This is a genomic window from Nocardia sp. NBC_00508 (assembly GCF_036346875.1).
Taxonomy (GTDB): domain Bacteria; phylum Actinomycetota; class Actinomycetes; order Mycobacteriales; family Mycobacteriaceae; genus Nocardia.
Genome location: NZ_CP107852.1, coordinates 7,681,465 through 7,694,242, shown reverse-complemented (window position 1 = coordinate 7,694,242; position 12,778 = coordinate 7,681,465). Strand labels below are relative to the sequence as shown.

Below are 12,778 nucleotides of genomic sequence, written 5' to 3'. Positions count from 1 at the left end.
GCGGAACCCCGCTTCGGCGCTGGGCTCGGCGGAAGTACGAGGTACAGGCTCGGCACGTGTCACGAATATCAGGTTAGTTACTCCCCTCGACATCTGGTGTGCCGCCCGAGCCTCGCCGCGGGCGGCACAGCTGCATGCACCGGATTCAGGCCGTGATCTGGTCGGAGCCGCGACCCGGTCCGCTGACTTCGGTGGATTCGGCATCGTGCGGCCGTTCGCTTCGACGGGTGAAGCGGATGGTGCCGTCATCGATGCGTCCGTACCGCAGCGTGATCACGTCGTGCCCGTAACTCATGCCCAACCGCCACGGAGCCCGGGAGCCCGCTTTGGGGAATCCGTCGATGGCCCGCAGCACATACCCGGCCTGGAAGTCCAGCAGCGGCGCCGAGGACACGGTCGGATCCGGCCAGGGGGTGGTCTGGTGATAGCCGCCGGTGTCCATGTGCCGCAGGATTCGGCAGACGAATTCGCTGACCAGATCGGCTTTCAACGTCCAGGACGCATTGGTGTAGCCGACAGTGAACGCGAAGTTGGGTACGCCGCTGAGCATCATTCCCTTGTAGGCCATGGTGTTCGGCAGCGCGACCTCCTGCCCGTCGACCGTGAACCGAATGCCGCCGAGCGCGAGCAGTTGCAGACCGGTCGCGGTCACCACCACATCGGCCTGCAGTTCGCGCCCGGATTCGAGGCGCAGCCCGGTTTCGGTGAATCTGTCGATGCGATCGGTGACGACCGACGCGCGGGCGTCACGGATCGCTCGGAACAGATCCCCGTCCGGAACCAGGCACAGCCGCTGATCCCAGGGCTGGTAGGTCGGTCTGAAGTGCGCGTCGACGTCGTAGCCGTCGGGCAGTTGTTTCACCGTCAGGCTGCGAATGAATTTCCGCATCTGCCGCGGCCGACGTCTGCTGAACTCGTAGATCAGCGTGTTGAGCAGCACGTTCTTCCAGCGGACAATCGTGTACGACCGTCGTGGTCCGAGCAGTCCGCGCAGCCTGTTGGCCAGGGTGTCCTCGGACGGGACGGGCATGATGTAGGTCGGTGATCGCTGCAGCATCGTCACGTGTGCGGCCTGCTCGGCCATGGCCGGTACCAAGGTCACCGCGGTGGCGCCGCTGCCGATGACGACCACCCGCTTGCCTGCGTAGTCCAGGTCGGCGGGCCAGTGCTGCGGATGCACCAGCTGGCCGCGGAAATCGCCGACTCCGGTGAACTCGGGTGTGTAGCCCTCGTCGTAGCGGTAGTAGCCGCTGCACACCAACAGGAAGTTGCAGGTCAGTGTGGAGGTGGTGCCGTGGTGTTCGGCCTGCACGGTCCAGCGCGACTCGGCTGTGGACCAGGAGGCCGCGATCACGCGATGCCCGAACCGGATGAACCGATCGATGCCGGCGTCCGCGGCGGTGTCGCGGACGTATTGCAGGATCGCGGGACCGTCGGCGATGGCCTTGGCTTGTGTCCACGGGCGGAATCGGTAACCGAGGGTGTGCATGTCGGAATCGGAGCGAACGCCCGGATAGCGGAACAGGTCCCAGGTACCGCCGATGGCGTCGCGTGCCTCGAGGATCGCGTAGGTGCGGTCCGGGAATTCCGCCTGCAGGTGGTGGGCGGCTCCGATACCGGACAATCCGGCGCCGACGATGAGGACGTCGACGTGTTCGCTCATTGCTGTGTCCTTCCGGGCGTGAGCGGAGCCCTCCGTGGCCACGCTCCGCCGCCGCTTCCTGGCCTGACCGGTCATGCCTTGGCTCCTGTCGTGTTGCGGGTACGCAGGAGACGCTCCACCAGCGCGACCACGCCGTAGTAGTGGGTGGGCGTGACCCGCGCCAGGAGGTCGAGCAGGTAGGCGTCGGGGCCGACCAGAATCCGGGATTTCCCGTGTTCGACGCCGCGGCAGATGCTTTCGGCTGCCTTCTCCGGAGTCGTCAGGGTGATGGCCTCGAAATCGGCCGCCATCTGCTCGTGCGTCCGTCCGCGGCCTTCGGGGTCTGTGCGGGCCCTGGCATTGCGGGCGATGTTGGTCCTGATGCCGCCGGGATGGACGTTCACCGCCGACACCCCGGTGCCCCGCAGTTCCTGCCGCAGTGCGTCGGTGAACCCTCGCACTGCGAATTTCGAGGCACAGTAAGCGCTTTCATACGGCATGCCGAGCAGCCCGAATACGCTCGAGGTGTTGACGATGACCCCGTAATCCTGCTCGACGAGGATGGGCAGGAAGGCTCGTGTGCCGTTGACGACGCCGTCGAAATTGATCTGCCGCAACCATTCGTCGTCCTCGGGGACCGCGTCGAGCACCGACGACGAGACCGCGACACCGGCGTTGTTGAAGACCGCCGCCAGCGGTGCGGTCAGCCAGCCGCGGACTTCGTCGGCGAAGGCGAGCTGGTCGGCGGCATCTCGCACGTCGAGGACGCGGGTGAGCACCGGGCCGGTCAGCGTCGATGCCGTCTCCTTCAGGCGGATCTGATCGATATCGGCGATCGCCACGGGTGAGCCGTTGCGCGACAACAGCTGGGCCAGGCTGCGGCCGATCCCGGAGGCCGCGCCGGTGATCATGACCGGGCGGCCGGACAGCGGCCTAGGGGTGCGGGGCATCGGTGCTCCTTGCCTCGGATGTGCGGATGTGGTCGTGGATGAGGTCGGCGAGCGTCGGCCATGCCGCGGCGGGCAGGTCGTGGCCCATCCCGGGAAGGGTGTGCAGGCGGGCGCCCGGAATGGCGCGAGCGGTCGCGGCCGCGCCGGTCGGGGCGACCATCAGGTCGCGGTCACCGTGCAGGATCAGCGTGGGCGTGGTGACCGCGCGCAGCTCCCCGGTCCGATCACCGGATTTCAGGATGCCGGCGAGCTGACGGCCGACACCGGCGGCCGACGCGGGGTCGCGATCCCAGGTCGTGGCTGCCGCTACGCGGACCGCGGGCTCGTCGAACGGATATCCGGTCGAGGAGATGTGCCGGTACATGCGCACCGTGTGATCAATATGCTCGGCGCGGTCGCGCGCCGGTCGGCTGAACATCAATCGCCAGGTCGACCACGCCGGGCGTCCCACCCGGGCGGCGCCGGTGGTGGACATGATCGAGGTCAGCGAGTCGACCCGGGACGGGTAGCGCGCGGCGACGGTCTGCGCGATCATCCCGCCCATCGACATGCCGACCAAGTGCGCGGACGGCAGTTCCAGCGCGTCGAGCATGCCGACGGTGTCCGCGGCCAGGTCGGTGAGATCGTATTGGTCGCGATGCCAGCGCTTGCGGAGGAAATCGACCGGACCCGGTGGTGGGAAGTCGCCGTGCGTCGATGCACCCGCATCGCGATTGTCGAATCGAATCACCTCGTAGCCGCGCGCCGCCAGCAGCTCGCACAATCCGTCGGGCCAGTCGTGGATTTGCTGGCCCAGCCCGCCGACCAGCACGAGCGGGACGCCGCCGCTGTCCAGTTGGTCGTAGGCCAGGGTGACACCGCGGCCGATGTGGGCGAATCGCTCGGTCATGCGGTCACCTCGGCGGCGCGATCGCGGTCGGGCGCGGTGCGGCGCGGGGAGCGGCGGTGCACCACGGCTCGGCCCTTCTTGGCGGGGACCAGCGCGACGCCACGGAAGTGCGGTCGCTCATCTCGGGCGTCGGTGGGTTCCAGCGTGAAATCGCGCAGCAGGGTGCGCAGGACGACGTTCATCTCCATCGTGGCGAACGCGGCGCCGATGCACCGGCGTTGGCCGCCGCCGAACGGAATCCAGCTGAAGGTGCCCGGCCGGACACCGACGAATCGGTCGGGGTCGAAGGTGCGGGCGTTCGGGAACAGATCCTCGTTGTCGTGCATCAGCCGGATGCTGACCACGACGTTCTGGCCCTTCGGCAGGTTCCATCGCCCCAGCTGCATCGATTCCGCCCGGACGGTGCGTGCCGTCAGGTCGATCACCGGCCGGACGCGTTGCACCTCCAGCAGCGTGGCCTCACGCAGTTGCGCACCGCCCGCGTCGGCTTCGGTGACCAGGCGACGCAGCACGTCCGGATGCCTGCGCAGCCGTTCGATCGTCCAGGCCAGGGTCGTCGCGGTGGTCTCGTGACCGGCGGTGAGCAGGGTGAGCAGTTCGTCGGCGATCTCGCCGCGGCTCATGGCGGAGCCGTCGTCGTATCGGGATTGCAGCATCATCGCCAGCACGTCGTCACGCTCGGCGATCCGCTCGTCGGCGGCGGCGCGGTCGATGAGCCGGTCCACGATCTCGTCGTAGCGGCGGCGGTAGGCCTGGAACCGGGACCAGGGGCCGAACCGGCCCAGCATTCCCTTCGGCACCGGAATCGCCGCGAGCGCCGACCCGATCAGAACCAGTTTGGGTAGCAGTTCGCGTAGTTGCTCGAACTCCGCGCCCTCGGCGCCGAACACCGCACGCAGGATCACATTCAGCGTGATCCGCATCATCGAGTCCATCGTGGCGAACTCCTGGCCCGAGGGCCAGGACGCCATCTCGCGGACCGCTTCTTCTTCGATCAGCGCCTCGTACACGGTGAGCCGTCGACCGTGGAAGGGCGGGGTGAGCAATTTGCGCTGCTTGCGATGTTCGGCGCCGGTGAGCGCGAACAGCGAGCCCGGGCCGAGGAATTCGCCGAGGTTGGTGTCGATGTTGTCGACGACGTCGGTCCCGGCGGTGAACAACGCCTTGATTTCGGCGGGCTCGGCGAGGACGACCACCCGCCCGAATCTGGGCATGTGGATGGTGAACGCCGAACCGAAGCGTCCCTGCATGCGCCGCCACGTCCGGGTTCGCCCGGTGAAAAGCTCGAGGCTCTGCACGATCGGCGGCGTAGATGGACCCTCGGGCAGTCTGACAGCGGGCATACGCCCACCTCCCTCGCGTGGTACTCCGATGTACCAGAGCTACGGTACGCTCACGTACCGAGTGTGGCAAGCGTCACTCGACAAAGGATCGCCGGGTGCGAAGATCGTCAACTCGCCCACCGAAGCGGCGCCGATGACGCATAATCGAGTTCGATTGGCACGCAATGGCATCGGGGGTCGATGGGGACGCGCAGAGCGGCGCTGCAAGCGGGACTGGTCATCCCGCTTGCCGCCGCGTGCGCACCGGATCTGCTGTTGGGCAGCGCGGATGCGGTGCGGGTCGGGGTGTCCTGGAGCGGATCGGAACTGGCGGCCTTCCATGCCGTGGTGGACGCACTGCACCTCGGCTTCGAGGTCGAGGTGATCCCGCTCGGAGACAACACCGACACCGCGTTCACCGCCGGTGGCCGGTCCGCGCCGGACGTGGTGATGCTCCCGCAAGCGGGGCAGGTGCAGGCGCTCGCCGCACGACGCAAACTGCGGCCGATCGCGGAGACGGTGTGGACCGACCCACTCGGGACGCGGTACGCCGAGCACTGGCAACACCTGCTGAGCCACGACAGCAAACCATTCGGCGTGCCGTTCAAGGCGGCCGACAAGTCACTGGTGTGGTTCGACCGGCAGCAGTTCGCCGCCCGCCGCCTCGGCGATCCGGCCGAATGGACCCTCTCGGACTGGGTGAATCGGATGGAGGTGCTGGCGCAGTCCCAGATTCGCCTGCTCGCACTCGCCGCCGCCGACGGATGGGTGCTGACCGACTTCTTCGAAAACGTTTTGCTGGCCGAATCCCCCAGGATCTACGGCGAATTGGCGTCGAAAACCGATCGGGAGTGGGACAACCCGGCGGTGCGGGCGGCGTTCGGGCACCTAGGAGTTCTGTGGGGGCACCGCCATGCCTTTCCCGGCGGCGTCGGAGTCGCGTTGACCAGGCAGTTCCCCGACGCCATTCGGGATGTGTTCGAGCATCGCCGCGCAGCGGCGGTCGTCGCGCCCGATTTCGCGGAACCGATTGTGCGCAGCGGGGTACGCGCGTCCGGCCGCAACGTGCACGACGTGGTCGGTGTCGCGCCTTTCCCGTCCGTCACGGCCGTGCCGGGGCGGCCGAAGATCGTCGGCGGCGACGTGATGGTGGTGACGCGGGAGGCGAGCGGGCGCGCGGGCGAACTCGTCGAGAAACTGGCCGGCGCCGCGGCGCCGCTGCCGTGGATCGAACGCTACGGCGGGTTCCTCGCGCCGAACCTGCGCACCGAGGCCGACTATTCGCCGCTGCTGGCGCCCTCGGCCCGGGAGCTGAATGCGCGCAGCGCCTTCGACCTGTCCGATCGGATCGGCGCGGTGGGCGGGCGGGAAGGATTGTGGCGGGTGCTGACGGAGTTCCTGATCGCCGTCGGAGACGGCGCACCGACACCGGTGACCGAGTCCATCGATCGAGCGATCGCCGCGCTCGACGACTTCGAGCGGCGGCGCCGATGACGTCGCCGACGGACTTGGCAGTCAACGGACTACGGATCGAGCTGGCCACGCGCCGCATGCGGGGACCGCTGGTCCCGGGCGGCAGGCCGCGGCGCTGGCTCGGCTGGGCGGCGGGGCTGCCCGCGACGGTGCTGACGGTGGCGTTGCTGGTCGTTCCGACGGGATGGACGGTGCTCATCGCCGCTCAGGCGCGCCCGAGCGTTGTGCTCGCGTGCCCCATCATCGTGGCGAGTGTGCTGCTGCCCATCCTGCTGCGCGGGCGGGCGGCGGGGCGATGGCGGCGAATCCTGGTGTGGCTGTTGTCGATCGCAGCGATGGCCGGCGGGCTGCGGCTGCTGGACGGCACGATGACCGCCGACGGCCGCGGCGCCTACCTGCGCACCTTGCTGTGGGTGGCGTTCGGGGTCGGGCTGCTGGTCATGGCGTTGGCGATCGCCTGGTGGGGGCGGGCGGCGCGGTGGCTGTGGTTGCCGTTGATCGTGCCGTTCGGGGTGTCGGCGTTCGTGTCCGGCGTGGCGTTCCGGGTGATCTTCGGCTACGGCCCGCGGTGGCTGGGCATCGAGGACGTGCAGACCTACCGGTGGTGGCTGGCGGCGATGCTGGGTTCGGCGTTCCTGTGGACCTGGCTGGGGTTTCTCACCGCAATGTTCCGGGCGGGAATTCATGCGATCGAGGCCGATCCGGCGCGCGCCGGATACCTGGATCGCGACGACGGTAGGCCGCTGGTGGTGCGGTTGTACGAGTTGCTGCGGCCGGTCGTGCTGGTCGGCGGGCTGGGGGTCGGGGTCGCGGCGGCGCGAGTGTTCGACGTCGTGCTGATCGGGGTGCCCGCGGCACTCGAGTACCAGGTGGACAGCGCGACCGTGCACTGGTGGCGGCTGTCGGACGTCGATTCCGGTGCCGCGGCCGCCTACGCGCTGCCGCTGGCAGTGCTCGTCGGCGCGGTCGCGTGGTTGCTGCAACTGGACGTGCGCCGACATCGCGCGAGTTGGTCGGCGACGCAAGCGGTTTCGATGACCGGGAGGCGTCACCTCGGTCCGGTGCGCGCGGCCGGTATCGCCGGCGTCTCGGTACTGACTCTGTTTCCGATCGGGGTGCTCGCCTACACCTCGGTGCTCGGGCACGAGGGGTTCGGATTCTCGGCATTCGGCCTGGTGTGGGGCGACGACGGGCTGTGGCGCGCGTTGCAGACCACCGCGTGGGTGGCGGGGATCGTGACGGTTGTCGTGGTGACCGCGGCGGTGCCGGTGGCCTATCGGTTGGCGGCGCTGCGCCCGAACGGGCCCGCGGCGCGGCTGGCCGTGGTGGGGCTGGTGGTGCTCGCGGTGATCCCGGCGCAGACCTATCTCGGGCCGCTCGACGGCTTCATCGGCGCCTATGAACTGTCCGGGACGAGAATCCCGTTGATCCTGGTGCACGCCGCCGCCGGACTGCCGATCGCGATTCTCGTCCTGCGCGGCGCCATGCTCGCGCCGCCGGGCAGCGCCGCCGCCGACGCTTTGCACGGCCTGGCCGGTCCGGGCACGATCGCGCGCCGGGTGCTGGCCTCCGCGGGACCCGCGCTGGGGGCGGTGGCGGTACTCGAATTCGTCCAGGTGTGGAACGACTTCTTCATCGGACTCGTCGTCAGCGGAGCGGGTGCCAGCCCGTGGTCGCTGCTGCTGTGGGGCGAGGCGCGGCAGTTCGGCGAGAACGCCGCGCAACTGGCCGCGGGATCGCTGGTGTCGGCGGTTTTGCCGGTGGCGCTGCTGCTGGCGACCTGGCGGCGTTGGCTGGTGCCGGGACTGACCGGGGGAGTGCTGCGATGAGGCAGGCCGAGTCGCCGGGATCATCCGGCATGACGAGGGAGGTGGCCCGGTGAGCACGCACACCGAACACACCGAGGCGGCAGCGCAGACCGCGACGCCGAGGTCGTCGATCTGGCAAGGGTTTCTGGGCACCGCGTCGGTCGTGGCCTACACCGTGTTGTTCGAGTTGGTACGCACCCTCGTGGTCAACTCCTTCGGCGAGAACGCCCTCGTCCAGTTTCTCAACGGCACCCTGCGCTGGCTGTCGGTGCTGTTCATCGCCGTGGCGGCGACCTACGCGCTGTACCGGTTCGCCGCCGGATACGGCATGAAGGTGCGCACCGCCCGCGAGATGGACCTGATCGCGGGTCTGATCGAACCGGGCCCCGCGCTGGCGGACCGTGCACCGCGCCGGTATCCGCGGCCACCGTGGCGGGTCTCCGCACTGGACGGTGATCCTGTCGCCACGGTGCTGCGAGACCTGCCCGTGCGTGACTACGAGAGCGTCGCGCTGCTCGCCGTGCTCAACGCCATTCGCGACACCGACGGCAGGCTGCCGCTGGCGCGCGAACCCTCGGCGCCCACCGCGGCGATGCAGCTGCAGGACTTGCGACGCCGCGGCATCCTGGCCGAGCATGGAGCACAGCGGTTCCGGGTGCGCCAAGTGCCCAAGCTGCCGAATCGGGCGACGGTGACGGCAAGACCGCAGTGGGGCGCCGCGGTCACCGCCTTGCTGCACCACTACGCCGACCGAGCCGACCGCTGGGCGATCGCGCTGGAATCACGGCGCTTCGCCGCGGGAGCTCGACGGTGGTTCGAAACCGAGGAACGGTATCTGTGTGCGCTGGTGGCGGCGTGCGCGAACTCTGGGGTGCAACTCCCCGCCGCCGCGCTCGCACACCTGGTTCGGCTCGGCGATGCCCTCGACGTGTGGTACGCCCGAATCGGGTTGGGGGAGAACGGGCGTGGCGTGGCGGCCGATCTGAGCTCGCTGTCCGGCCTCGACGAGCTGAACCGCGATCTGGTGTTGCTGCGGGCGGATCGGCTTGCGCAACGGCCACGACGCTACCGTCCGTGGCGGCTGTCGACGAGCCTGGCCGCCCGCTGGGAACACCGCGAGGCGCTGCGACAGTTCGGCGGCGAACCGCCGGACCTGGAGGCCGTGGCCGATCAGTTGGAAGCCGCGTGGTGGCTGCTGCCCCGCGACGACGTCTCCGGCGAGGTGTGCGCCCTGATCAACCTCGCCGTCGTACACATCGGGCAGGGACGGCTCGACGCCGCAGGCGATCGTCTCGAGCTGGCCGAATCCCTCACCCGAACCGGCCGAGACCCCAACGGACGCGCCCAGACCCACGAGACCATCGGCGTGCTGTGGTGGGCCCGCGGCGAACCCCGCCGCGCCCTGCGCTGCTGGCAACTCGCCCTGACCGCCTACCTCGTCCTCGACGACGACCACGGCATCGGACGTTGCCTGCAACACCTCGGCTCCGCGATCGTCGTCGCCCCCGACCACGCCACCCTGCTGCTGCCCACCGACCCGCCCCTCACCCACACCGAAGCCCTCCGCCAAGCCACCGGGTGGCTCGCCGAAGCCCGCCGCCGCCACCCTGACGCCCGCCACGCCGAACACTATCTGGCACAAGCACGCTCGGCCCTGAACACCGACCACGGCTCGCGCGACCTGCGCCCACCCGGCCGCCGCACCCCGCTCACCCACATCGACCTGTGGCCTGCTGCACGGGAAGACCAAACCTAGATCGGTCGCCACCGGCACTTGCTTTGCAGGTCATTCGGAACTCGGCGGAGCAGGCCGCCAGCCCTCACCAGTGCCGAGGTGCGGCAAGAGGATCGACCGGACGAAATGCTCGATCGCAACAGACTGGAATAGTTGACCGATGCGGTCCACCATCGTTCTGGTACGTCACGCCCAGCCTTTCCCTCCGCGCCCAGGCGGACCAGGCGATGACGGGCGGTCGCTGACCGAGGAAGGCAAGGCGCACGCCGAGCGTCTGGGATTCGGCTACCCAGGAGTGAATAGGGGGTTCTCCCAGGCGATGCCGATGCCCGCGATCTACCGGATCGAATTCCACGATGACCGAGTTCGGAGCAGCGGACCGGGTCTGCGGCCGGAAGACGCCGATCGTGGGTAGCGGCGCAGGTAGGTCACTGCAGCTCGCATCGAGTGCCGCTACCAGTACTGATGCCGTTTTCCGTCGGTGTCGGCGACGAAGATGACCGCGTCGGCGCCGTCCACGTCTGCCGGGTTGAGCGGGATGTGGCCGGGCACGATCGGTTCGCCGGTGCCGATCGACGGGGGAAGCGCGGCGCGCAGGGCCGGTGCCGGGAACAGGGCGCGGCGGGTGGTCGCCTCGGCCAACACGCCTTGGAGGGTGCCTTGGGCGCTGTGGGGGTTGGCGTCGGTTGCCAGAAACGCGTAGCGCTCACCGAGGGTGAGCCCGACAAGCACGCCGGCGCTGCCCCAGCTCACGTCATCCTCGTCGACCGGCATGCGGGACTGCGCACGCTGGAGGTGCACGTTGTGCGCGAACACCAGGCTCGGCCCGCGGCGCTGCTCCTGGGCAACGATCGCGAGCAGGTTCTCGGCCATCATCTCGGCGCGCAGGCTGAGCAGGGTCGCGATGCGATCGGGTGCGGGGCCGGCCATGGCCGCGTGATAGCGCAGCAGGCCCTGGGCGGTGCGCGCGTGCGCGACGGCATGGTCGTACCCGGTCGGGTCGGCGGGGCGCAGGCCGGGTGCCGCGCGGCGCAAAGCGCTGGCGAGATCGTCCGCGACGATGCGCAGCGCGCGAGCACGGTCGGAGTCGCCGATGGATGCTGCCGGGTCGAACATGGCCGCCGGGTTCGTCCAGTCCGCGTCCTCGCCGAGCAGCACGCCGAGGTCGCGGACCGATTCGGGCCGCAGCGCCGCGGGCAGGTAGTCGTTGACCCAGGACAGTGCGCGTCGCGGGCTCGGTGCACCGGAGTACTCCAGCGGCGCGTCGAAGCCGTGGAAGCGAACCCGATCCTGCGGCGCGCGGCCGGCATTGTGCGCGCGGAGCCATTCGACGAGTTCGCGGTTGCCCGGCACGGCGCCGAACCCGTGGCTGAACCCGGTCGCGAGCACCGCATCGATCTCCGCCGTTGCCCCGCTCACGTAGTCGTCGACAACGGACGCGGCGAAGACATCGGTCTCCAGCACGATCGACCGGTACCCCCGTTCGACGAGGTGAGCGAGGAGTTCGTTGCGCAGCAACGGGAACGCCTCGATCCCGTGGGTCGGTTCGCCGAGGGCGAGCAGGGTCGGTGGCTCGGACCGCGCCGCGACCAGTTCGTCGACGGCACGGCCCAGGCTTGCCGGGTCGTCGAGTTGGCGGCCGATTCCATGCATCGATGCGGCAATGGACATGAACACCCCTTTCGAAAGGCACTGCCCTCGACAGTATCGTTGAAGATTCAGGTGAAACTTCTGCGACTTCCATCTGAGATCCAGGGATAAAAGTCTCAACCGGAGGTGCAAGCTGCGGCCCATCGACCTTGCCCGGGAACACGGGTTGTCCGCACAGGCGGTCCGCAACTACGAGGACGCGGGCATCCTCCCGCCGACCGAGCGCAGCGAGACCGGCTACCGGCGCTACACGCCCCTGCACGCGCAGGCCCTGCGCGCCTTCCTCGCGTTGCGCGGCGGTCACGGGCACCAGCAGGCTATGGCGATCATGCACGCGACCAACCGGGGCGACACCGAGTCCGCCTACCGGCTCATCGACGCCGCGCACGTCGCGCTGCTCGCCGAACGCGACACCCGCACCGAGGTCGCGACAGCCCTTGGCGTCCTGTCCGCCACGACACCGACCCCTGTCGACGGTCGACCGCTCACCGTGGGCGAACTCGCGCGCCGCATCGGCGTGCACCCGGCGACGCTGCGCACCTGGGAGACCGCGGGCATCCTGCGCCCCGCACGCGAGCGGGCAACGGGTTACCGCCACTACGGACCGGACTGCGTGCGCGACGCCGAGATCGCGCGGCAACTACGCCGAGGCGGGTACCTGCTGCACCAGGTCGCGCGGTTCATCGAGTCGCTGCGCGAGGCGGGCGGGACGGATGCGTTGAGCGCCTTTCTCGACTCCTGGCAAGACCGGCTGACCATGCGCAGCCGCAACCTTCTCACCGGCGCGGCCCAGCTCGATACCTACCTCACCATGCTCGATAAGACACAGCAGGGGTGGCCGGCGACGTAGTTGCCCGATGCCCGCATGGCCACGGCCGGCCACCGCGAAGGCCTGCCCCGCGGGCGGTCATCGGAGTCTCCAGCAGTCAGAGCCGGAAGATGCGCGCGCGCACGCCCCACCCGGCGCTGGACCAGTTGGGGCCGAAGCAAGCCACCGTGCCCGCCTGTCCGACAGGCAGGTCTTCGCGCGCTGTGTACTGGCCAAGGGCCGGCGGATTGGCGGTGAAGTCGTATCCGATGCAGTCGATCTCGAGTCGGTAGCTGCCCGTATCGCCTTGGCAGATCCCGTTGTAGGACCATGGGCCGTTCATCGATCCTGAGCAGCCGGGCTCGGCGGCGGCCGTTCCGGTGGCCATCCCCGTGAGGGCGACTGCCACAGCGGGAGCCGCCAGGCACATCGCTATTGCTCGAGCCGAGGTTCGCATACTGAGCTCCGAATGTTGTTGTGGTTGATTACATGGGATGTATT

At 69.2% G+C, this 12,778-nt stretch carries 11 protein-coding genes; 5 read left to right on the top strand and 6 right to left on the bottom strand.

The genetic code is table 11. The annotated features are described in order from the left end of the window. Positions 1 to 145: 145 nt before the first annotated feature. From OHA40_RS34510 to OHA40_RS34495, 4 genes are all read right to left on the bottom strand, one after another. Entirely contained in the window at positions 146 to 1,663 is a 1,518-nt protein-coding gene (locus OHA40_RS34510; RefSeq protein ID WP_330230986.1) for a flavin-containing monooxygenase, read from the bottom strand. A 71-nt stretch (positions 1,664 to 1,734) separates the two neighbouring features. Then, on the bottom strand, positions 1,735 to 2,592 hold the full coding sequence (locus OHA40_RS34505; RefSeq protein WP_330230985.1) for an SDR family NAD(P)-dependent oxidoreductase: 858 nt from the start codon (positions 2,590 to 2,592) through the stop codon (positions 1,735 to 1,737). Beyond that, positions 2,576 to 3,481 (bottom strand): alpha/beta fold hydrolase, encoded by a 906-nt coding sequence (locus OHA40_RS34500; protein ID WP_330230984.1) that lies wholly within the window; start codon positions 3,479 to 3,481, stop codon positions 2,576 to 2,578. Before OHA40_RS34500 ends, OHA40_RS34505 begins: the two co-directional genes overlap by 17 nt. Beyond that, positions 3,478 to 4,824, bottom strand: coding sequence for a cytochrome P450 (locus OHA40_RS34495; RefSeq protein ID WP_330230983.1), 1,347 nt, complete (start codon positions 4,822 to 4,824; stop codon positions 3,478 to 3,480). The genes OHA40_RS34500 and OHA40_RS34495 overlap by 4 nt, the downstream gene beginning before the upstream one ends. A 180-nt stretch (positions 4,825 to 5,004) precedes the next feature. On the opposite strand from OHA40_RS34495, the gene OHA40_RS34490 reads away from it, so the two are divergent. The 4 genes from OHA40_RS34490 (at position 5,005) to OHA40_RS34475 (ending at position 10,234) form a co-directional block, all read left to right on the top strand. Continuing rightward, a complete protein-coding gene (locus tag OHA40_RS34490) occupies positions 5,005 to 6,297 on the top strand; it encodes an ABC transporter substrate-binding protein (protein ID WP_330230982.1) in 1,293 nt (430 codons plus the stop codon). Next, on the top strand, positions 6,294 to 8,105 hold the full coding sequence (locus tag OHA40_RS34485; protein ID WP_330230981.1) for a hypothetical protein: 1,812 nt from the start codon (positions 6,294 to 6,296) through the stop codon (positions 8,103 to 8,105). Before OHA40_RS34490 ends, OHA40_RS34485 begins: the two co-directional genes overlap by 4 nt. 49 nt (positions 8,106 to 8,154) lie before the next feature. Then, the gene (locus OHA40_RS34480; protein ID WP_330230980.1) at positions 8,155 to 9,840 is read left to right on the top strand and encodes a hypothetical protein; all 1,686 of its coding nucleotides are present in this window, start codon (positions 8,155 to 8,157) and stop codon (positions 9,838 to 9,840) included. Positions 9,841 to 9,979: 139 nt separating this feature from the next. Further along, complete coding sequence (locus tag OHA40_RS34475; protein WP_330230979.1) at positions 9,980 to 10,234, top strand: hypothetical protein; 255 nt, start codon at positions 9,980 to 9,982, stop codon at positions 10,232 to 10,234. A 38-nt stretch (positions 10,235 to 10,272) separates the two neighbouring features. Here OHA40_RS34475 and OHA40_RS34470 read toward each other — a convergent pair whose 3' ends face one another. After that, on the bottom strand, positions 10,273 to 11,490 hold the full coding sequence (locus OHA40_RS34470) for an erythromycin esterase family protein (RefSeq protein WP_330230978.1): 1,218 nt from the start codon (positions 11,488 to 11,490) through the stop codon (positions 10,273 to 10,275). A 112-nt stretch (positions 11,491 to 11,602) separates the two neighbouring features. Between OHA40_RS34470 and OHA40_RS34465 the strand changes: the two genes are divergently transcribed. Next, positions 11,603 to 12,319, top strand: coding sequence for a MerR family transcriptional regulator (locus OHA40_RS34465; protein WP_330234476.1), 717 nt, complete (start codon positions 11,603 to 11,605; stop codon positions 12,317 to 12,319). Positions 12,320 to 12,395: 76 nt separating this feature from the next. Here OHA40_RS34465 and OHA40_RS34460 read toward each other — a convergent pair whose 3' ends face one another. Then, complete coding sequence (locus OHA40_RS34460) at positions 12,396 to 12,665, bottom strand: hypothetical protein (protein WP_330230977.1); 270 nt, start codon at positions 12,663 to 12,665, stop codon at positions 12,396 to 12,398. Between the last annotated feature and the right edge of the window lie 113 nt (positions 12,666 to 12,778).

Bases quoted from the DNA above. Each gene is read 5' to 3' on its own strand.
- OHA40_RS34490 (WP_330230982.1), top strand. From the start codon at position 5,005: ATGGGGACGCGCAGAGCGGCGCTGCAAGCGGGACTGGTCATCCCGCTT.
- OHA40_RS34470 (WP_330230978.1), bottom strand. From the start codon at position 11,490: ATGTCCATTGCCGCATCGATGCATGGAATCGGCCGCCAACTCGACGAC.
- OHA40_RS34505 (WP_330230985.1), bottom strand. From the start codon at position 2,592: ATGCCCCGCACCCCTAGGCCGCTGTCCGGCCGCCCGGTCATGATCACC.
- OHA40_RS34500 (WP_330230984.1), bottom strand. From the start codon at position 3,481: ATGACCGAGCGATTCGCCCACATCGGCCGCGGTGTCACCCTGGCCTAC.
- OHA40_RS34510 (WP_330230986.1), bottom strand. From the start codon at position 1,663: ATGAGCGAACACGTCGACGTCCTCATCGTCGGCGCCGGATTGTCCGGT.
- OHA40_RS34460 (WP_330230977.1), bottom strand. From the start codon at position 12,665: ATGGCCACCGGAACGGCCGCCGCCGAGCCCGGCTGCTCAGGATCGATG.
- OHA40_RS34485 (WP_330230981.1), top strand. From the start codon at position 6,294: ATGACGTCGCCGACGGACTTGGCAGTCAACGGACTACGGATCGAGCTG.
- OHA40_RS34475 (WP_330230979.1), top strand. From the start codon at position 9,980: ATGCGGTCCACCATCGTTCTGGTACGTCACGCCCAGCCTTTCCCTCCG.
- OHA40_RS34495 (WP_330230983.1), bottom strand. From the start codon at position 4,824: ATGCCCGCTGTCAGACTGCCCGAGGGTCCATCTACGCCGCCGATCGTG.